Source organism: Demequina lignilytica (genome assembly GCF_030418305.1).
Lineage (GTDB): Bacteria > Actinomycetota > Actinomycetes > Actinomycetales > Demequinaceae > Demequina > Demequina lignilytica.
In genome coordinates, this window is sequence record NZ_JAUHPX010000005.1 from 112,078 (window position 1) to 131,649 (window position 19,572).

General features: G+C 72.4%; 16 protein-coding genes. 6 read left to right on the forward strand and 10 right to left on the reverse strand.

Going from position 1 to position 19,572, the window contains the following annotated elements:
* The first annotated feature begins 156 nt into the window (after positions 1 to 156).
* Entirely contained in the window at positions 157 to 2,295 is a 2,139-nt protein-coding gene (locus QQX10_RS09295; RefSeq protein WP_301119719.1) for an MMPL family transporter, read from the forward strand.
* A 54-nt stretch (positions 2,296 to 2,349) separates the two neighbouring features.
* Here QQX10_RS09295 and QQX10_RS09300 read toward each other — a convergent pair whose 3' ends face one another.
* Entirely contained in the window at positions 2,350 to 3,300 is a 951-nt protein-coding gene (locus tag QQX10_RS09300) for an L-lactate dehydrogenase (protein ID WP_301119717.1), read from the reverse strand.
* 115 nt (positions 3,301 to 3,415) lie between these two features.
* Positions 3,416 to 5,980, reverse strand: a complete 2,565-nt coding sequence (gene pcrA, locus QQX10_RS09305) for a DNA helicase PcrA (protein WP_301119716.1) — start codon at positions 5,978 to 5,980, stop codon at positions 3,416 to 3,418.
* A gap of 87 nt (positions 5,981 to 6,067) precedes the next feature.
* Here pcrA and QQX10_RS09310 point away from each other — a divergent pair, with 87 nt between their 5' ends.
* The gene (locus QQX10_RS09310; RefSeq protein WP_301119715.1) at positions 6,068 to 6,610 is read left to right on the forward strand and encodes a hypothetical protein; all 543 of its coding nucleotides are present in this window, start codon (positions 6,068 to 6,070) and stop codon (positions 6,608 to 6,610) included.
* A 19-nt stretch (positions 6,611 to 6,629) separates the two neighbouring features.
* Here the strand turns inward: QQX10_RS09310 and QQX10_RS09315 are convergent, their stop codons facing one another.
* From QQX10_RS09315 to QQX10_RS09325, 3 genes are read right to left on the reverse strand one after another with little or no spacing between them, the layout of a single operon-like run.
* A complete protein-coding gene (locus QQX10_RS09315; RefSeq protein ID WP_301119714.1) occupies positions 6,630 to 7,121 on the reverse strand; it encodes a hypothetical protein in 492 nt (163 codons plus the stop codon).
* Positions 7,122 to 7,173: 52 nt separating this feature from the next.
* The gene (locus QQX10_RS09320) at positions 7,174 to 7,824 is read right to left on the reverse strand and encodes a response regulator (protein ID WP_301119712.1); all 651 of its coding nucleotides are present in this window, start codon (positions 7,822 to 7,824) and stop codon (positions 7,174 to 7,176) included.
* Positions 7,821 to 8,849, reverse strand: coding sequence for a sensor histidine kinase (locus QQX10_RS09325; RefSeq protein WP_301119711.1), 1,029 nt, complete (start codon positions 8,847 to 8,849; stop codon positions 7,821 to 7,823). The genes QQX10_RS09320 and QQX10_RS09325 overlap by 4 nt, the downstream gene beginning before the upstream one ends.
* Positions 8,850 to 8,997: 148 nt before the next feature.
* Here QQX10_RS09325 and QQX10_RS09330 point away from each other — a divergent pair, with 148 nt between their 5' ends.
* Together QQX10_RS09330 and QQX10_RS09335 are read left to right on the forward strand one after the other, a co-directional pair.
* Positions 8,998 to 10,575, forward strand: coding sequence for a PspC domain-containing protein (locus tag QQX10_RS09330; RefSeq protein ID WP_301119710.1), 1,578 nt, complete (start codon positions 8,998 to 9,000; stop codon positions 10,573 to 10,575).
* Entirely contained in the window at positions 10,572 to 10,871 is a 300-nt protein-coding gene (locus QQX10_RS09335) for a hypothetical protein (protein ID WP_301119708.1), read from the forward strand. The genes QQX10_RS09330 and QQX10_RS09335 overlap by 4 nt, the downstream gene beginning before the upstream one ends.
* Before the next feature lie 53 nt (positions 10,872 to 10,924).
* Here the strand turns inward: QQX10_RS09335 and guaA are convergent, their stop codons facing one another.
* From guaA to QQX10_RS09360, 5 genes are all read right to left on the reverse strand, one after another.
* Positions 10,925 to 12,499: a glutamine-hydrolyzing GMP synthase gene (guaA, locus tag QQX10_RS09340; RefSeq protein WP_301119707.1), complete on the reverse strand. Its 1,575-nt coding sequence runs from the start codon at positions 12,497 to 12,499 to the stop codon at positions 10,925 to 10,927.
* Complete coding sequence (locus tag QQX10_RS09345; RefSeq protein ID WP_301119705.1) at positions 12,496 to 12,840, reverse strand: DUF3817 domain-containing protein; 345 nt, start codon at positions 12,838 to 12,840, stop codon at positions 12,496 to 12,498. The genes guaA and QQX10_RS09345 overlap by 4 nt, the downstream gene beginning before the upstream one ends.
* A complete protein-coding gene (locus tag QQX10_RS09350) occupies positions 12,837 to 13,616 on the reverse strand; it encodes an SURF1 family protein (protein WP_301119704.1) in 780 nt (259 codons plus the stop codon). The genes QQX10_RS09345 and QQX10_RS09350 overlap by 4 nt, the downstream gene beginning before the upstream one ends.
* Entirely contained in the window at positions 13,613 to 14,797 is a 1,185-nt protein-coding gene (locus QQX10_RS09355; RefSeq protein ID WP_301119702.1) for a GGDEF domain-containing protein, read from the reverse strand. Before QQX10_RS09355 ends, QQX10_RS09350 begins: the two co-directional genes overlap by 4 nt.
* A 103-nt stretch (positions 14,798 to 14,900) precedes the next feature.
* Positions 14,901 to 16,010 carry a GGDEF domain-containing protein gene (locus tag QQX10_RS09360; RefSeq protein WP_301119700.1) on the reverse strand — a complete coding sequence of 370 codons (1,110 nt, stop codon included), beginning with the start codon at positions 16,008 to 16,010 and terminating at the stop codon, positions 14,901 to 14,903.
* Between the two features lie 202 nt (positions 16,011 to 16,212).
* Here QQX10_RS09360 and pta point away from each other — a divergent pair, with 202 nt between their 5' ends.
* Positions 16,213 to 18,294: a phosphate acetyltransferase gene (gene pta / locus QQX10_RS09365; protein ID WP_301119698.1), complete on the forward strand. Its 2,082-nt coding sequence runs from the start codon at positions 16,213 to 16,215 to the stop codon at positions 18,292 to 18,294.
* A complete protein-coding gene (locus tag QQX10_RS09370) occupies positions 18,291 to 19,427 on the forward strand; it encodes an acetate/propionate family kinase (RefSeq protein ID WP_301119696.1) in 1,137 nt (378 codons plus the stop codon). The genes pta and QQX10_RS09370 overlap by 4 nt, the downstream gene beginning before the upstream one ends.
* Positions 19,428 to 19,572 lie beyond the last annotated feature (145 nt).

The following is a 19,572-nucleotide window of genomic DNA, read 5'->3' on the forward strand; positions in this document are numbered from 1 at the left end:
GGGTGCTCCCCCGCGCGCACCGGGGACGAACCCCCCTCGCGGGGCAGCGATCTCGCTCTCGAGCGGGCTGTGCCCGACCCCGTCGGCGCGGAACCGTGGAGACAGCGGCGCACCATGACTCCGACCGGCGCCGCGGGGCCGAAGGGGGACTCCATCATGACCATCGCACTCACCGGGCGGATCGCCCGGGCCTCGGCCTCACGGCCCTGGCTCACCATCCTCGGATGGGTCGTGCTCATCGCGGCCTCCGTGGTCCTCGCGGGAGGGCTGGGCGACGCGCTCACCCAGGCCGACCGCAACCTCGTCACCACCGAGTCGGACACGGCGGCGGCCATCGACTCACGCGAGCGCGGCGACGGCACCGGCCCGATCACCGAGACCGTCGTGGTGCAGGCCGACGACCCGGCGGCGCTCGCGGCCGGCGCGGACGCCGCGGCCGACGCGACGGCCACCGTCGCGGGTGTCGACTCGGCGACCGTGCTGCCCGCGCCCTCGCAGTCGGGCCGCTCCGCTCTGGTCCAGATCACGGTCGACCGCGATCACCCCGAGGCCACGGGCACCGACCTGCTCGCGGCGGTCGACGGCCTGGCCGTCGACGGCGCGACGTTCTCCAGCTACGGCCCCCTCACGGGAGAGGCGATGTTCGACGGGCTCGCGGAGGACACGCTGGTGCGCGGCGAGCTGATCGGCATCGGCGTCGCCGTGCTCATCCTGCTCGTCGTCTTCGGCGCGCTCGTCGCGGCCGGCATCCCGCTGCTGGTGAGCCTGGTGGCGATCACGACCGCGGTCGGCGCCACCGCCGTGGTGGGGGCCGCGTTCGACCTCTCCTTCTTCATCGTGAACATGATCACGATGATGGGCCTCGCCCTCGGCGTCGACTACACGCTGGTGACCGTGCAGCGCTTCCGCGAGGAGCTCGGTCACGGCCGCAGCCCGCTCGACGCGGTGACCGTCGCGGGCTCGACCGCCAACCGCGCGGTCCTGTTCTCGGGCCTCACCGTCCTGGTCTCGCTCGCCGGCATGCTGCTGGTGCCCAACACGCTGATGCGCAGCCTCGGGGCGGGCGCGATGCTCGCGGCGATCATGTCGGTCGTCACGGCGCTCACGCTCCTGCCGGCGGTCCTCCGCCTGCTGGGGTCCCGCGTGAACAAGGGCCGCATCCCGCTCAGCCGCGCGGGGCGCGAGCCGCGCGCGTGGCGCGGGATCGCCCGCGTGGTGACGGGCCGCCCGGTGGCGAGCCTCGTGACCGGGCTCGTGGCGCTCGTCGCGCTGGCGGCGCCGATCGCGGGCATCCGGCTCGCGTTCCCCGGCCTCGAGGCGCTGCCCGCGGACAACGAGTTCCGCGTCGCGTCCGAGGTCCTCGTGGAGGACTTCGGCTTCGGCGGGGAGTCCACGGTCGTCGCCATCGAGGGCGCCTCCTCCGACCCGGCCGCCGTCGAGGAGCTGGCGGCGTGGATCGAGGACTCCCCGGGCTTCGCCGAGACCACGGTCGACGTGCGAGGTGACGCGGCGTTCATCGACACCAAGGACGTCTACGGCGGGGCCGACCCGCGGGCGGAGCAGGCGATCGTCGACCTGCGCGACCACATCGCCGGGACCGGCCTCGACGCCTACGTCGGCGGCGACCAGGCGGGCGGCCTGGACTTCACGGGGCTGATCACGGAGGCGACGCCGTGGGTGCTCCTCGCGGTGCTCGGCGCGTCGTTCGTCCTGCTGCTGATCGCGTTCCGCTCGATCGTCATCCCCGCGACGGCGATCCTCCTGAACCTGCTCAGCGCAGCGGCCGCGTACGGCCTCATGGTGATCGTGTTCCAGTGGGGCCTGGGCGCCGAGCTGCTCGGCATGCCGCACACCGAGGCGATCGCGCCGTGGATCCCGCTGTTCCTGTTCGCCGTCCTGTTCGGGCTGTCGATGGACTACCACGTGTTCCTGCTGACACGCATCAAGGAGCGTCACGACGCGGGCGACACCACCAAGGCGGCGGTCGTGCACGGGGTCAGCCGGACGGGGTCGCTCATCACCGGCGCGGCCCTCATCATGGTCGCGGTGTTCGCGGGCTTCGCCCTGGGCGACCTGGCCGAGTTCGCGCAGATGGGGTTCGGGCTCGCCGCGGCGGTCATCATCGACGCGACCGTGGTCCGCACCGTCCTGGTGCCGTCCCTGATGACGCTGCTCGGCCGCTGGAACTGGTACCTGCCGCGCGGCCTCGGGTGGCTGCCCGAGATGCGCATCGAGGCCGAGCCCGCCCCGGTCCGGCCGGAGCGCGAGCCCGCGCTCGTGCCCGTCGCGCGCTGAGGACCAGGCAGCCCCGGACCGGTCATCCGGTCCGGGGCTGCGATGCGCGGTCCGTCAGACGGCGAAGCGCTCGAAGGTCTCGCGGATCGAGCGCGCCGACGCCTCCAGCGCCGCCTCCTCCGAGGCGTCCATGGGCACGGTCGCGTGGTGCTCGATCCCGTTGCGGCCGATCACCGCGGGCAGCGACATGCAGACCTCGCCGACGCCGGGGTAGTCGATGAGCGTCGAGACGGGCATGATCCGGCGCTGGTCGCCGAGCACCGCCTCGACGATCCGCGCGCCAGCGGCGCCGATCGCGTAGTTGGTCGCGCCCTTGCCCTCGATGATCGTGTACGCCGACCGCATGACGTCGTGGTGGATGCGCTCCCGCACCTCCTCCGTCATGACGACGTTCCCCGCGCGGTCACGCCACTCCATGAGCGGCTGACCGCCGATGGTCGCCGACGACCAGAGCGCGACCTCGGAGTCCCCGTGCTCGCCCGCGATGTACGCGTGCACGTTGCCCACCGCGATGTCGCATTCGGCGGCGATCTGGTGGCGCAGCCGGGAGGTGTCGAGCGCGGTGCCGGAGCCGAACATGCGCGCCGGGTCCATGCCGGACTTCTTGACGGCGGCGAGGGTGACCACGTCGACCGGGTTGGTGACGAGGATGTAGATCGCGTCCGGCGCGACCTCGAGCAGCGGGGGCAGGACCTTGTCCATCAGCGAGATGGTCGCGCCCGCCAGGTCCATGCGCGACTGGCCGGGCTGCTGCTTGGCGCCGGCGGTGATGACCACCACGTCGGAGTTCTCCACCACGCCCACGTCGTTCGAGCCGAGCACCGTCGCCTCGGGCATGAACTGGATGCCCTGGGCGAGGTCGAGCGCCTCCGCCTCGACCTTCGCCTTGTTGATGTCGTAGAGGGCGACGGTGCGGGCGAAACCGCGCATCAGCCCTGCGTAGGCGAGGGTCGCGCCCACGGCGCCCGCTCCCACGATCGAGACCTTCGACGTCCTGGCATCCATGAATGATCCTCCCCGGGATGAGTCCTGCGACGAGCCTAGTGGGGTGCCAGGGACGGCGGGAATGGCTGGACGATGCGGCGTCACGGCCGGTGGCGGTCGCACCGCCGGCGGCGCGTCAGAGCTTCTCGAGCGAGTTGAAGCGCAGCACCAGACGCTTGACGTCGCCGCCGAAGTCGACCTTCACCACGGCGTTGCGCCCGACCCCCTCGGTGCCCACCACCTTGCCCATGCCGAACTTGTCGTGCAGCACGCGCTCGCCGACCTCGAAGCCGACGTCGCCGCCGCCCGCGCCGGGCGGGCTCGGCGGCACGCGGCGCGTCCGCACGGCCCCGGCGCGCGCGTAGGAGTTGCCGTCCTCGCGGTCCTGGTTGCCGCCGTAGCCCATCCCGGACCAGGCGCCGGAGCGCGACGTGCCCGAGTCGGACCGCGCCCTCAGCGACGCCATCGAGGGCGTGGAGCGGGTCCACTCCATGAGCTCGGCCGGGATCTCGTCGACGAACCGCGACGCCCCGAAGTACTGCGGCGCGCCCCAGCTCGACCGCGCCTCCGCGCGCGTCAGGTACAGCCGCTCGCGCGCCCGCGTGAGGCCCACGTAGGCGAGCCGGCGCTCCTCCTCCATGTCCTTGGGGTCGCCTGACTCGATCGACCGCATGTGGGGGAACGTGCCGTCCTCCATGCCGGTGAGGAACACCACGGGGAACTCGAGGCCCTTGGCGGTGTGGAGGGTCATCATCGTCACCACGCCGCCGGCTCCGGCGGAGTCCGGCAGCTGGTCGGCGTCCGCCACCAGGGCGACCTTCTCGAGGAAGTCCGCGAGGGTCCCCTCGGGGTTCTCCTCGGAGAACTCCCGCCCGACCGCCACGAGCTCCATGATGTTCTCGATGCGGCTCGCGTCCTGCGGGTCCTCGCTCGACCTCAGCGAGGCGAGCAGCCCGGACCGGTCGGCGATCGCGTCGAGCACGCCCGCGGGCCCGTTGTCCCGCGCCAGCGCTCGCAGGTCGTCCATCAGGCGCACGAACTCGCCGATCGCGCGCTCCGAGCGCGCCTGGAGCCCCGCATCGTCCAGGCGCCGCAGCGCGGTCCCGAAGCTCGCCTGCTCGCCCGCCGCGACCAGCGTGCGGCGCACGCTCTCGACGGCCTCGACCGCGGTGTCGCCGATGCCCCGCTTGGGCTCGTTGATGATGCGCCGGGTGGCCACGTCGTCGTCCTCGTTCACCACGGCGGCGAGGTACGCGAGCATGTCCTTGATCTCCTTGCGCTCGTAGAAGCGCGTGCCGCCGATCACCTTGTAGGGGATCTCGGCGCGGATGAACCGCTCCTCGACGGCGCGGGACTGCGCGTTCGCGCGGTACATGATCGCGACGTCCGACGGAGCGACGCCCTCATCGTCGATGAGGCGTCGGATCTCCTTCGCGATGTACTGCGCCTCCTCCTGCTCGGTGTCGGCCGCGTAGCCCGCGATCTTCTCCCCCGCGCCGGAGTCGGTCCACAGGTTCTTGGGTCGGCGGTCCGAGTTGTTCTCGATGACCGCGTTGGCGGCGCTGAGGATGTTCTGCGTCGACCGGTAGTTCTGCTCGAGGCGCACGATGTGCGCGTTCGGGTAATCCTTCTCGAACTCGAGGATGTTGCGGATGGTCGCGCCGCGGAAGGCGTAGATCGACTGGTCGGCGTCGCCCACGACCGTCAGCTCGCTCGGCGGCAGGCTCGGGTCGCCCTCCTGCCCCACCAGCTCGCGCACCAGCACGTACTGCGCGTGGTTGGTGTCCTGGTACTCGTCGACCAGGATGTGGCGGAAGCGCTCGCGGTAGGCGCGCGCGACCTGCGGATGGTTCTGCACCAGGCGCACGGTCTTCACGATGATGTCGTCGAAGTCGACGGCGTTGGCGGCCTCGAGACGGCGCTGGTAGAGCGGATACGCGGTGGCGGCGGCGTGCTCGATCGAGAACTTGCTCGCCATCGCGGCGCCGGCGAGCGCGACCTCGGGGTCGATCAGCTCGTCCTTGAACTTGCCGATGCGTCCCAGGATCGCCTTCGGCGTGAACTTCTTGGGGTCGAGGTTCAGCTCCTTCATCACGAGCTTCATCAGGTTGACCGAGTCGGCCGTGTCGTAGATGGAGAAGCTCGAGCTGAGCCCCGCGAGCTGGTGGTCCGCGCGCAGGATCCGCACGCACGCGCTGTGGAAGGTCGCGACCCACATCCCGCGGGCCTCGGGACCGACCAGCGCGGCGACGCGCTCGCGCATCTCCCCCGCGGCCTTGTTGGTGAACGTGATGGCGAGGATCTGGTGCGGCCGCGCGCGGCCGGCCTCGAGCAGGTGCGCGATGCGGTGCGTCAGCACCCGCGTCTTGCCGGAGCCGGCGCCGGCGATGATGAGCAGCGCCTCCCCCTCGTGGAGGACGGCCTCCGCCTGCGGCGGATTGAGCCCCTCGACCAGGGACGATGCGCCGCGCGCCGGGCGGTTGGCGGCCGGACGGGACGATGCGGCGGGCACGGCCGCGGGCGGCACCCAGGCGTCCGCGGGCTCCGGCTCGTGCCCGTGGTCGTCCTCGGGCCAGGGCTCGGGGTCCGGCTCCTGCGGCGGCTCCCAGGCGTCCGCGGGCGAGACGCGCGCGGGCTCGGCGGACGGGTCGGGCGTGGGCTCGGTCGGAACCGTGCCGTCGAGATCGAAGAGCGCATCCATGACCTGAGAAGTGTAGGCGCTGGCTCCGACGTCCGGGGGCTGCTCACGCGATGCCGTGCATGGCCCCGGAGCACGTACGCTCGAGCCATGCGACGCATCGTCCCGATCCTCGGCGCCCTCGCCGCCGCGACCCTGCTGGCGGGGTGCTCCGCCGACGACCAGGGGGCGGTCGACGCCGCCCTCGCGTGGGACGGCGCCGCCGCCGGGGTCGCCGAGCTCGAGTGCGCCGACCTCCAGACGGACTGGTCCGAGGACGCGACCACCCGGCCCGAGCGGTGCTGGACGTTCGAGGAGTCGGACGGGCTCCCCGGCGCGTTCGCGGCGATCACGACGTCCTTCAGCGAGGCCGTCGGCAGCGAGCCCACGTTCGGCCCGAGCTGCGCCGCGTGGACCGAGACCCAGCGGTCCCTGGGCTGCCAGGCGCGCTGGACGGTCGGCGACACCACGGTGCTGCTGACCAGCGGCCTGACGCTCGAGTGGTTGGGGAGCATGGTCGAGGAGGACCCCGCCGCGGACATCCTCGACCCGACGCTGACCGCCACCCACGAGCTCACCCTGTGGATCGGCGGCGAAGAGCTCGAGGAGGGCCTCGACCAGGCGGAGCTCTTCTACACGGACCCCGCGGCCTGAACCGTCCGGTCCGGCGCCGTCAGGAGGCGTGCGCGACCGTCCCGAAGCGCTCGAGGTCCGCGAGCGCGGCGTCGGCGGCGGCTCGGACCTCGGCGTCGTCGTCGTACTTGCTGAGACCCAGCAGGATCCGCCACACCTCGCGGTCGGCCTGCGCCTGACCCCCGCGCGCGAGGATCGAGAAGCACGTCGCGCTCGTCACGCGCATGGGAGCGCGCGGGTCCGCCGCGAGCTCCTTGAGCAACGGGACCAGCCGGGCCAGCTCGGCGATGCGCGCCGCGCGCGCCTGCTCCCGTTGCCGCCGGTCCATGACCGGCAGCTCCTCGGTGGGCACCGCGGCCTCCGCGACGTGCTCGGCGGCGACAGCCTGCGCCCGGTACTGATGGAGCCCGACCCAGAAGTCGAGCGCCCGGAGCGGGCTCGTGTCCGGGTGCCCGGACCAAGCGTGCGGCAGGTCGGTCGCGTCGAGCTCGGGCCGCCGAGGGACCTGGGGGTTCGCATCGATGCGGGGCATGAAGAAAAGACTAGTCAAATCGGACATTTCCACAAGTCCCGCGTGGGGGATGTCAGACGATCCGACGCTGCGCGGCCCAGTGCGCGAGCTCGTGGCGGTTCGACAGCTGCAGCTTGTGCAGCACCTTGCCCACGTGCGTCTCGACGGTCTTGATCGAGATGAAGAGCTTCTCCCCCACCTCGCGGTAGGTGTACCCGCGGGCGATCAGCCGCATCACCTCCTGCTCGCGCTCGGTGAGCTTGTCGAGATCCTCGTCGGCCGCGGCGACCTCACCCCCGGCCGCGCCGAACGCGTCGAGCACGAACCCCGCGAGACGCGGCGAGAACACCGCGTCCCCGCCCGCGACGCGACGCACGGCGTCCGAGAGATCGGGACCGGAGATCGACTTGGTGACGTAGCCGCGGGCACCGGCGCGCACCGTGGCCACCACGTCCTCGGCGGCGTCGGACACCGACAGCGCGAGCACGCGAGGCGCGCCCGGACGGTGCAGGACCTCCGCCAGCACGTCGAGCGCACCTCCCCCGGTCCCGCCCGGGAGGTGCACGTCGAGGATGACCACCTGCGGCTGCCGCTCGCGGATCTCGGCGACGGCCGACTCGACGTCGCGCGCCTCGCCGATCACCTCGATGTCGGGGGCGAGGCTCTCGCGCACCCCCACCCGGATCACGTCGTGGTCGTCCACGATCACCACGGTCACGCTCATGAGCGGTCCTCTCTCGCCTCGGGATGGATCACGATCGCCACCTCGGTGCGGCCGCCCGGCACCGACGCGACCGTGGCGGTGCCGCCGAACCGGGCGACGCGCCCCACGATCGACTCGCGGATCCCGAGACGGCCCTCGGGGATCGCCTCGGGGTCGAAGCCCGGGCCGCCGTCGCGCACGAACGCCTCGAAGGCACGCTCGGTCACCTCCGCGTAGACGGAGTAGGGCGGGACGGCGTGGCGGGCCGCGTTGGTCGCCGCCTCCGCGACCGCGCGCACGGCGGCATGCAGCGCACCGGTCGTCTGCGTGTCGCCGACCGTCACCAGCTCGATCTCGACGCCCTGGCGGTCCTCGACCTCCGCGATGGCCTCCGCGAGCGCGACGGCCACGGACGCGGCGGCGCTCTGACGCTCCTGGTAGAGGTAGGTCCGCAGGTCACGTTCCTGGGCACGCGCGAGCCGCGCGACGGCGGCCGGGTCGTCCGCCTTCGCGCGGATGAGGGTGAGGGTCTGCAGCACCGAGTCGTGGAGGTGCGCGGCGATCTCCGCGCGCTCGAACTCCCGCACGCGGCGCTCGCGCTCGATCCTCACCTGGCGGATCAGCCGCAGCCACCATGGCGCGAGCAGCAGGCCGAGCCCGACCACGATCACCAGCGGGATCGCGAGCGCCCGCACCACGGGGTTCCAGTCGGGGTCGGCCTGCGCGAACCACCACAGCGCTCCGATCGCGAGCGCGAGGCCGGCCAGCATCCGCAGCCACACCTCGCGCGAGAACAGTGCGACCACGTCGGGGCGGCGCGCGTCGAGCTGCACCGCGTTCTCGAGCGGGCTCCACACGAGCACCACACCGATGATGAAGACCAGCAGCGGCAGCAGCCACCACGACAGCTGCGCCCAGTGGAACCGGTGCGCGAGCAGCGCGATCGCGATCGCGAGCAGCACGCCGCCGACGAGCGCGCGCCACCACTGCGGCGCCGTGCGGCGACGCTCCAGCGGGTGCGCGAGGCGGGCGGACGATGCGGTCACGGATCCAGGGTCGCACAGGCCCCCGACCAGGGGCGTCGGTCGGAGGGACGATGCCGGGCCGTGGTCGAAGATCAGGGTGCGGATCAGGGGGTCCCCTCATAGCGGCGAGGCGGGCCGTGGCGGGAGGATCGAGGCAGAAGGAGGAGACATGACCGACCAGCAGACCCCGCCCCAGGAGGCCGGGTTCTTCACCACCGTCCGCGGATGGGGGCTCGCCCGCGGCGACGAGCGCGTCCTCGGCGGCGTCGCGAGCGGCATCGCCGCTCGCCTCGGATGGCGCCTCGGCTGGACCCGCGTGGGCGTGCTCGCCGTGGTCCTGCTCGTCAGCGGGCTCGGAGCGCTGGCCTACGCCGCCGCCTGGGCGCTGCTGCCCGACCGCGAGGGCCGCATCATCGCGCAGGACTTCGGGCGCGGCGTGCCCAACGTGGGCGCGCTCATCATGATCGGGATCATCGCGCTCGCCGGGCTGCTCGGCCTCGCGAACGCGGGCGACGGCCCGTTCGGCTGGGCCGGCGGGTGGCCGGTGAACGGCGCCTGGGACGGCCCGGGCCACAGCGTCGTGTCGGCGATCGCGACCGTGGCGGCCGTCGCCGTCCCGCTCCTGATCGTCGGCGGGATCGTCGGCCTCATCGTCTGGCTGGTGCGGCGCGACCGCACCCCCCGACCCGACGACGGCACCCCGCCGGTCTACGCCGCGCCGCCCGCCTGGGCGGCGGAGCGTCAGCAGCGCCGCGCTGCCGCGCACGCCGAGGCGTACGCGGCAGCGGACGCCGCCCGCGCGGCGGGCCAGGAGGCCGCGGACACGGCGCGCGCCGCCGCCCAGGACGCCGCCGCGGCCGCCACCGCGGCGACCGCGTGGACCGCCTCCACGCCCCCGCCGGTCGCGCCCGCGGCACCGCCCCGCCCCCCGCGCCCGCCGCGCGTCCCCGGACCCGGAGCCGGCTTCCACCTGCTCACGCTCGCGTGGCTGGTGCTGTCCGCCGCCGGCACGGCCTGGGCAGGGTGGAACGACCGCCTCGCGGTGCACCCCGTGCTCGCCTGGTTCGCGCTGTTCGTCACGGGCCTGGGCGTGATCCTCGCGCTGGTCGCGCTCAGCGGCCGCCGCCTCGGTTCCCTCGCGTTCCTGTCCGCGGTGCTGCTCGTGCCCACGGCCGTCATGATCGTCCAGGCGGACAAGGTGGTCGAGGGGTGGAGCGACCGGTGGCTCCCGCGCGTCGAGGTGATCCGCGGCGACGGCGGCGAGGTGGTTCGCGTCGAGGTCGGCGACGGCACCCTCACCGTGGGCGAGGACGGCGACGTCACGCTCGGAGACCCGGAGGCCGTCGAGACGGCGGAGCCGGAGCTCACCGAGGCGTCCGTGCTCGACAAGTTCGACACCGACTACCAGCGGATCATGCTCCCCGGCGACTGCTACGCGAGCCGCGAGGCCCTCGACGCCTCCGGGATGTCGGTCGGGCTGGTCGACGAGTCCCTGATGGACGCCGACCAGACCGTCGACGTCACGGCCGGGTACACCACGGTACGGATCCCGCGCGGCACCGGACTCGCCATCGCGACCGACGACTCGAGCTACTCGACCGTCCACTGGGTCGAGCGGGGGGTCACCTGCGAGGTCTGGGACGGCTCCCCCGTGAGCCTCGCCGCCACCGACCAGCCCACCCTCACGCTGAAGGTCGCGAACCCGGAGGGCTACGCCAGCATCGTCATCGAGGAGGCCGCATCATGAGCACCGCCGACACCACCGCATCGTCCCCCCGTCCGGACCCGCGCAAGCCCTGGAGCGAGCGCATGACCGGCGTGATCTGGGCCGCGATCGTCACGGCCGGCGGCGGATTCCTCATCGCCGCGCTGTCGGGCTACGACGTCGACCTCGAGCTCATCGCGATCGTCGCGCTCGTCGCCCTCGGCGGCTGGCTGCTCTTCTCCGCGATCGCGGTGTCCATGCGCAACCGCCCGCGCCGCGGCGACACCTGGGAGATCACCGATCCCGCACCGTCCCCGGAGCCGCGCTCGGAGGACTGAGCCGATACACGACGAGGGCCGTCACGCAGCGTGCGTGACGGCCCTCGCGGCGTCTACTCCCACTCGATGGTGCCCGGCGGCTTGCTCGTCACGTCGAGCACCACGCGGTTGACCTCGGCCACCTCGTTGGTGATCCGGTTGGAGATGTGCGCGAGCACCTCGTAGGGCACGCGCGACCAGTCGGCGGTCATGGCGTCCTCGGAGGACACCGGGCGCAGCACCACGGGGTGGCCGTAGGTGCGGCCGTCGCCCTGGACGCCCACGGACCGGACATCCGCGAGCAGCACCACCGGGCACTGCCAGATGTCGTTGTCCAGGCCGGCCCTGGTCAGCTCCTCGCGGGCGATCGCGTCGGCACGGCGCAGGATCTCCAGGCGCTCCCAGGTCACCTCGCCGATGATGCGGATGCCCAAGCCGGGGCCAGGGAAGGGCTGCCGACCGACGATCTCCTCGGGGATGCCGAGCTCGCGGCCCACCGCGCGGACCTCGTCCTTGAACAGGGTGCGCAGCGGCTCGACCAGCGAGAACTGCAGGTCGTCGGGGAGGCCGCCCACGTTGTGGTGGCTCTTGATGTTGGCCGCGCCCTCGCCGCCGCCGGACTCGACCACGTCGGGGTACAGCGTGCCCTGGACCAGGAACTCCACCTGCTCGCCGTGGGCGCCGGCCTCCTCGACCACCTGACGCGCGGCGTCCTCGAACACGCGGATGAACTCGCGGCCGATGATCTTGCGCTTGGTCTCCGGGTCGGAGACGCCGGCGAGGGCGGTCAGGAACCGCTCCTTCTCGTCGCGGATGATCAGCCGCACGCCGGTCGAGGCGACGAAGTCCTTCTCGATCTGCTCGACCTCGCCCGCGCGCATCAGTCCGTGGTCGACGTGGATGCAGGTGAGCTGGTCCCCCACGGCCTTCTGGACGATCGCGGCGGCGACGGCGGAGTCCACCCCGCCCGACAGGGCGCAGATGACCAGCTTGTCACCGACCTGCTCGCGGATCCGCGCGACCTGCTCCTCGATCACGTTCTCGGAGGTCCAGTCGGGGCGCAGGCCCGCGACGTTGTAGAGGAAGCTCTCGATCGCGTGCTGGCCGAGCGGCGAGTGCTTGACCTCGGGATGCCACTGCACTCCGCACATCCGCAGGGAGAGGTTCTCGAACGCCGCGACGGGCGCCCCCTCCGTGGTGGCGAGGACCTCGAAGCCGGGCGGCGGCGCCTGCACGGAGTCGCCGTGGCTCATCCAGACCTCCTGGACGGCCGGGCTGCCGGCCAGCGTGGTCCCCGCGGCGCCGACCGACGCCTGCGTGCGGCCGTACTCGCGCAGTCCCGTCTTCGCGACGGTGCCGCCCATGGCCTGCGCCATCGCCTGGAAGCCGTAGCAGATGCCCATGACGGGGACGCCGGCCTCGAACAGCGCGGGGTCGATCTGCGGGGCGCCGGGCTCGTACACCGAGGACGGACCGCCGGAGAGGATGACGGCGGCGGGGTCCTTCGCGAGCATGTCGGCGGCGGACATGCTGTGAGGCACGATCTCGGAGTAGACGTGCGCCTCGCGCACGCGGCGGGCGATCAGCTGGGCGTACTGGGCGCCGCAGTCGACCACCAGGACGGGACGATGCTGGGTGGGCTGGGTCATGCGCGCTCCTCCGATGCGGGTCGCAGCTCATGGGTGATGCGTCGCTCCACGAAGAACGACAGCAGCGGCACGATGCCGCCGAAGAACATGGTCGCCAGGCGGCCGTAGCCCCAGCGGGCCTGCAGCCACAGCTGCATCACGGTCGCGAGGTACACGATGTAGACCACGCCGTGGACCTGGGCGAGCGTCAGGAAGAACGGGTCCCACGACTCGGGCACCCCGAGCGCGTCGATGTAGCGCAGCATCCCGAGGAACACCACGATCAGCAGCGTTCCGGTGATGATGGCCATGACCCGGTAGCGCGTGAGCGCACCGGGCGTGGGTCGGGGTGCTTCGGTCACGAACGGTCCTCCGTGGTCTCCGCGTCCTCGGGGGCGGACGGCGCGGCGCGACCATTGTCGCGTATCCAGCGGGCGACGATGAACAGGGCGAAGCCGCCGAAGAGCCACCACTCGACCGCGTACGCCGCGGAGCGGAAGTTGAACTCGGTGGTCGGGGGGAGCGGCTCGAGCGGGGTCCAGCCGTCGGCGCCCTCGTAGGAGACGAGCACAGCGCTGTACAGGGGCGCGGGCCACAGCTGCGCGAGCTCCGATGTCGCGAGACCGGAGGCCCAGAGCGTGCCGGGCGCCGGCGCCTCCGTCGGCAGGGAGGCGGCGCCGGTCGAGGCCTCCGCCGCCCGGAGGTACCCGGTGAGCTCGGCCTCGCCGGAGGCGAGCGACGTGGCGGGATCCTCCCCGTCGGGGCGCCAGCCGACCACCACCGCGAGGGTGGCGGGCTCGCCGGTGCCGGTGGCGTCGCCCGGCACCTCCAGCGCGCGGACGAGCAGCTCCGCCGCGACCCCGTCCACCTCGCGGCCGGTCACCACGGCGGCATCGGCGTCGAGCCACGTGCCGCTCACCGTCACCTGCCGTCCGAGCGCCTCGCCCGGGCTCTGCGCGGGCGCGATGACGTCGGCCAGCGGCACGGCCGGCTCCGGCTGCACCGTGCGTCCCGTGGTCTCCGCGCGCGACCACTGCCACCAGCCCAGCGCGCCGCAGCCCACCACCGCCACGACGCCGACCAGCGCGGCGACGAGCACGCGTCCCCACAGGATCCGCGCGGCGTCCGGAGCGGTCACTCCCCGCCCCGTCGCGACCGCGGCTCATCCAGCGCGACGTCCTGGTCCGTCGCGCGCGCGGTGCGGGTCATCACGCGGTCGCGGCCGGCCTGCTTGGCGTCGTAGAGCGCATCGTCGGCGCGCTTGACCACCCGGTGCGCGACGTCGTCGCCGGCGCTGTCGGACACGCCGATCGACATGGTGACGGGATGGACGTGGTCGCCGCAGGGGATCGGCTCGTCGCCGACAAGGTGCCTCATGCGCTCCATCATGGTGCGTGCGTCGTCGAGGCCCGTGTCGGCGAGGACGAAGATGAACTCCTCCCCGCCCCATCGCCCGAGCGCGTCCGTGACCCGGAGCTGGTCGCGCAGGCGCTCGCCGATGGTCGAGAGCACGCGGTCGCCGCAGATGTGTCCGTGCTGGTCGTTGAGCTGCTTGAAGCGGTCGAGGTCCGCGACCGCGACCGCGTACGTCGCGTCGCCCCCGGCCAGCTCGTCGAGGCGCGCCGCGATCGGTCGCCGGTTCGCGAGCCCCGTGAGCGGATCGGTGTTGGCCAGGTACTCGGCGCGGGCCGCGTGCTGGCCGGCCTGGTCCTGCGCCAGGATCGCGCGATGGTGCGCCACGCCCGACAGCACGAACATCAGCGTGGCCGTGATCACCGCGTTGACCGTGAAGATGGTGCCCAGATCGCCGTCGGTCGGCGGGGCGAACGGGCCGAGCGGAGGCGCGAGCAGCTGGCACGCGAGGAAGGTGACCGCGCCGATGACCACGAACGTCCACCGCCACGCGCGCTGGCGGTCGGTGAAGACGATGAAGACGATCTGCGCCGCGGTGATGAGGTAGAGCTGGTGGCCGGCCCGCCAGCCCGTGAGCGCGGTCATGTAGACCACGGCGCCGATCGAGAGCGACAGGAACACGATCGCCACGCCCAGCTGATGGCCGCGGCTGAGCGCCACCCACATGGCGACGAACAGCACCGTGACCACCACGTTGAGGATCGGGATGGGACCGCCGGGGATGCCGGTCGCGACGAGCATCACCAGGTAGCCGACGGTCGACGCGAGGGCGATCGCGAGGAAGACGCGCATCGCGCCGGCGGCCCGTCCCGCATCCCCCTGCAGCCGGCCGTCGCGCCGCTCGAAGGCACGCATCACCGCATCGGGCAGCCGCCTGCCCACGGTGGTGATCGCACCCAGCTTCATCAGGCCCTTCCTCAGCATGTCGGCGCGCCGCGCCAGCGCGACGGATGCCCCTCAGCGCCGTCGCCCCGGCCAGCCTACGTGGTCGTGCCGTACGGCGGCATCGTCATGCGACCACCTCGCGGGCGATCGACACGTTCCGGCCGGACTCCTTGGCCTCGTACATGCAGGCGTCCGCGATGCGCAGCGTGTCCTCGAAGGGCACCCCGCGGATGGCGAAGGCGGCCCCGACGGAGACGGTCACCCCGGGCGCACCGTCCATCGCCAGCTCGTCCTCGACGTCCCGACGCAGGCTCTCCGCGAGACGGCGGACCCGACCAGGCCAGGCGTCCGGGACCACCATCAGGAACTCCTCGCCACCCCAGCGTGCGAGAGACGCGTCGGGCCTGCCGCACGCCGCGAGCACCGCGGCGACCTTGGCGAGCACCCTGTCCCCCTCCGCGTGGCCCAGCCGGTCGTTCACGCTCTTGAAGCGGTCGACGTCGATGAGCAGCAGCGCGTAGGCGCCCTCCTCCGGAGCGGCGGCGAGCAGCGGTGCGACGCCCCGGCGGTTCAGGAGCCCGGTGAGGGAGTCCGTGTCGGCGGCCCGCTGCGCCTCGTCGAGCAGGCGGTCGGCGCGGCTGCGCTCCTGACGCAGGTACAGGTCGTTGTAGAGCGCGACGGTCGCGAAGATCGCGAGCGCGGAGAACACGTTGCCCACCGCGACCGCCTGGGTCCACGTGCGGGACACCTCGACCATCGGCTCGGCGAAGCGCGGGTCGAGGTACACGAAGGCGACCGCGGCTCCCACGATCGCCGTCGACGTGAGGCGCATGGCGCGACGATGCTGCTCGAACATCACGAACGACAGGGTGGGCACCGACAGCATCGCGAGCTGGAAGGCCGAGTCCCGTCCGTACAGGTGTGTGAGGTAGCCGTACTGCACGAGCGCCGCCGCGAGCCCGAGCGCGGGAGCGAGCACGTGGAGCCCTCGCGCGTTCATCCACAGGCACAGCATCCAGGTGAGGATCAGCAGGGAGTGGGTCACGGCCGGATAGGGCTGGCTGCTCGAGCTGTGCAGCGCGAAGGTGACGGTCCACGGCACCGCGACCACGGAGGCGAGCACGAAGAAGTGGTTGGCGCCGAGCACGGCTCGGGCGGCGTCCCGGGGCAGGCCGACGACGCCCACGGTCGTCGACACGACCCAGGCGCGCCCGACGGAGGCCCTCAGCCCCATGTCGCTCCCCGAGCTCAGGGGGTTCGCGCGGCGCCCTCAGCTGCGTCGCCCTCACCCCTCCTCCCAGGAGTCTAGGCAGGCGCATCATGCGAGGCACAAGGCCGAGTGGGGAGCATCACACCCGCGTCATCGCCCGGCGGCGGATACCCCCCACGGGACCTTGGGCCGACGAGCACCCCTCCAGTCGTGAAAACATGGGGCCGTGTCTCGGAGCATCTACATCGCATCGGCCGAGGGCGACACGGGCAAGTCCACCATCGCGCTCGGCATCACCAACCTTCTGGCCAAGCAGGTGGGCCGCGTCGGGATCTTCCGCCCCGTCGCGCGCACCACGGACGGCCGTGGGGACTACGTGCTCGAGCTGCTGCTCGGCCACGACAGCATCGACCTGACCTACGACGAGGCGATCGGCGTCACCTATGACGACGTGCACGCCGACCAGGAGAAGGCGCTCACCACGATCGTGCAGCGCTTCCACGAGGTGGAGCGGCGCTGCGACGCCGTCGTGATCGTCGGCACCGACTACACGGACGTCTCGGCGACCGCGGAGCTGGAGTTCAACGGCCGGATCGCCGCGAACCTGGGCGCGCCGGTCGCGCTGGTCGTGCGTGGCCACGACCGCACGCCGCTCGAGATCGCGCAGGTGGTCGACCAGGCGCGCACCGAGCTGGAGGGCAGCCACGCCGCGGTCGCGGCGCTGTTCGTCAACCGCGCGAAGCCCTCGGACGTCGAGCAGGTCGAGGCGCTCATGCCTCAGGAGCTGATCGCCGGCGTCCTCCCCGAGGACCCGATCCTGGTCGCGCCGTCGCTCAAGCAGCTGATGGACGCGGTCGGCGGCCAGCTGGTGTCGGGCGACGCCACCCTGCTGACCCGCGAGACGCGCGACATCATCGTCGGCGCGATGACCACGTCGAACCTTCTCGACCGGCTCGAGGACGGCGCCGTCATCATCACCCCGGGCGACCGCGCGGACACCCTGCTGGCGCTCCTCGCGGCTCACGGCGCCGAGGGCTTCCCCGCCCTCACCGGCATCATCCTCTCGGGCGGCTTCGAGCCCCGCTCGGCCGTGCGCCGCCTGGTCGAGGGGCTCGGCTCCTCGCTGCCGGTGGTCCGCACGGACATGGACACCTTCGAGACGGCCAACCGTTGCTCGCTGACCAACGGCCGGCTCTCGCGCGAGTCCCAGCTCAAGGTCGACACCGCGCTCGCGATGTTCGAGCAGCGCGTCGACGCCGAGCACCTCACGAGCATCCTCGACGTCGCCGGCACCGACGTGATCACGCCGCTCATGTTCGAGTACGGCCTGCTGGACCGTGCCCGGGCCCGCAAGCAGCACATCGTCCTGCCCGAGGGCAACGACGACCGCATCCTTCGCGCGGCCTCGTCGCTCCTCACCCGCAACGTGGTGGATCTCACGATCCTGGGCGAGGAGGCCGCCATCCGGTCGCGCGCGGGCGAGCTCGGGCTCGAGCTCGACGCGGCCCGCGTGATCGACCCCACGGACCCCGAGTACGTGGAGCGCTTCGCGGCCGAGTACTACGAGATGCGCAAGCACAAGGGCGCGACGCTGGACGCGGCGCGAGACCGGGTGCAGGACTCGAGCTACTTCGGCACGATGATGGTGCAGCTCGGCCTCGCCGACGGCATGGTCTCGGGCGCGGTGCACACCACGGCCCACACCATCCTGCCGTCCTTCCAGATCATCAAGACGGTGCCGGGCGTCTCGGTCGTGTCCTCGGTCTTCTTCATGTGCCTCGCGGACCGCGTCCTGGTCTACGGCGACTGCGCGGTCAACCCCGACCCGACGGCGGAGCAGCTCGCGGACATCGCGATCTCGTCCGCGGACACCGCCGCCCAGTTCGGCGTGGAGCCGAGGATCGCGATGCTCTCCTACTCGACCGGCGAGTCGGGCACCGGCTCGGACGTCGACAAGGTGCGCGAGGCGACGCGGATCGTCAAGGAGCGCCGCCCCGACCTGCTGGTCGACGGACCCATGCAGTACGACGCCGCGGTCGAGCCGTCGGTCGCGCGGTCGAAGGCCCCCGGCTCCCCCGTCGCGGGCCAGGCGACCGTGCTCGTGTTCCCCGACCTCAACACCGGCAACAACACCTACAAGGCCGTCCAGCGCTCCGCCAACGCGGTCGCGGTCGGCCCGGTCCTGCAGGGCCTGCGCAAGCCGGTCAACGACCTCTCGCGCGGCGCGCTGGTGCAGGACATCGTCAACACGGTCGCCATCACGGCGATCCAGGCTCAGAACCTCGACAACCCGGAAGGCAACGCGTGAGCGTCAACACCCAGGGCATCGCCCTCGTCCTCAACTGCGGCTCCAGCTCGATCAAGTACCAGGTGGTCGACACCACCCGGGAGGAGCCCCTCGCGTCCGGCCTGGTCGAGCGCGTCACCGACCACAACGAGGGCGTCCGCTCGGTCATCGAGTCGCTGTCCGAGCCCGGCTCGGGCGTCGACCTGTCGCAGCTGACCGCGGTGGGCCACCGCGTGGTGCAGGGCGGATCGGAGTTCTCGGCGCCGACCATCATCGACGACGAGGTCCAGGACGCCATCGCGAAGCTCGCCGTGCTCGCGCCGCTCCACAACCCCGGGCACGTCGCCGGCATGGCGGCCGCCCGCGCCGCGTTCCCCGACATCCCGCACGTCGCGGTCTTCGACACCGCCTTCCACCAGACGCTGTCCGAGGCCGCCTACTCGTACGCGATCGACCAGCGCCTCGCCCACGAGCACGGGATCCGTCGCTACGGCTTCCACGGCACCTCGCACGGCTACGTGTCCCGCGAGTGCGCCGAGCTCATGGGCCGCGACCCCAAGGAGCTGCGCATCATCACGCTGCACCTGGGCAACGGCGCCTCGGCGGACGCCGTCAAGGGCGGCGTCGCGATCGACACGTCGATGGGGCTGACCCCGCTCGACGGGCTCGTGATGGGCTCGCGCACCGGCGCGATCGACCCCGCGGTGGTGTTCCACCTCCACCGCGCGGCGGGCATGGACATCGACGAGATCGACGAGCTGTTCAACAAGCGCTCCGGCATGCTCGGCCTCACCGGCTACTCCGACATGCGCGACGTCCACAAGGCGATCGAGGGCGGCAGCCACGAGGCGCAGGTCGCGCTCGACATCTACTGCCGCCGCATCAAGGGCTACGTCGGGCAGTACATGGCGCAGCTCGGCGGCCTCGATGCCATCGTGTTCACCGCGGGCGTGGGCGAGAACGACGACATCGTCCGCCTCGAGTCGCTGCGCGGGCTCGCGGAGCTCGGCATCGAGATCTCCGAGGAGCGCAACGCGGGTCGCAAGAAGCAGGCCACGCTGATCTCGACCGACGAGTCGAAGGTCCAGATCTGGGTCATCCCGACCAACGAGGAGCGCGCCATCGCCGTGCAGTCGATCGCCGCGGTGTCCTGACCACAGCATCGTCCGTCCCGAGGGGCCGTCACCGGAAGGTGGCGGCCCCTCGGCGTTCCTGCGTCCTCTCCCCTGCCGTCCGCCCCCCCCGGACAGTGCGCGGCGGGACGATGCGGGGGTCCGGGAGGCGTCGATGTCACCCGAG

Coding starts and splice junctions, on each gene's coding strand:
- QQX10_RS09295 (WP_301119719.1), top strand. CDS start 157: ATGACCATCGCACTCACCGGGCGGATCGCCCGGGCCTCGGCCTCACGG.
- QQX10_RS09300 (WP_301119717.1), bottom strand. CDS start 3,300: ATGGATGCCAGGACGTCGAAGGTCTCGATCGTGGGAGCGGGCGCCGTG.
- pcrA (WP_301119716.1), bottom strand. CDS start 5,980: ATGGATGCGCTCTTCGATCTCGACGGCACGGTTCCGACCGAGCCCACG.
- QQX10_RS09310 (WP_301119715.1), top strand. CDS start 6,068: ATGCGACGCATCGTCCCGATCCTCGGCGCCCTCGCCGCCGCGACCCTG.
- QQX10_RS09315 (WP_301119714.1), bottom strand. CDS start 7,121: ATGCCCCGCATCGATGCGAACCCCCAGGTCCCTCGGCGGCCCGAGCTC.
- QQX10_RS09320 (WP_301119712.1), bottom strand. CDS start 7,824: ATGAGCGTGACCGTGGTGATCGTGGACGACCACGACGTGATCCGGGTG.
- QQX10_RS09330 (WP_301119710.1), top strand. CDS start 8,998: ATGACCGACCAGCAGACCCCGCCCCAGGAGGCCGGGTTCTTCACCACC.
- QQX10_RS09335 (WP_301119708.1), top strand. CDS start 10,572: ATGAGCACCGCCGACACCACCGCATCGTCCCCCCGTCCGGACCCGCGC.
- guaA (WP_301119707.1), bottom strand. CDS start 12,499: ATGACCCAGCCCACCCAGCATCGTCCCGTCCTGGTGGTCGACTGCGGC.
- QQX10_RS09355 (WP_301119702.1), bottom strand. CDS start 14,797: ATGAAGCTGGGTGCGATCACCACCGTGGGCAGGCGGCTGCCCGATGCG.
- QQX10_RS09360 (WP_301119700.1), bottom strand. CDS start 16,010: ATGGGGCTGAGGGCCTCCGTCGGGCGCGCCTGGGTCGTGTCGACGACC.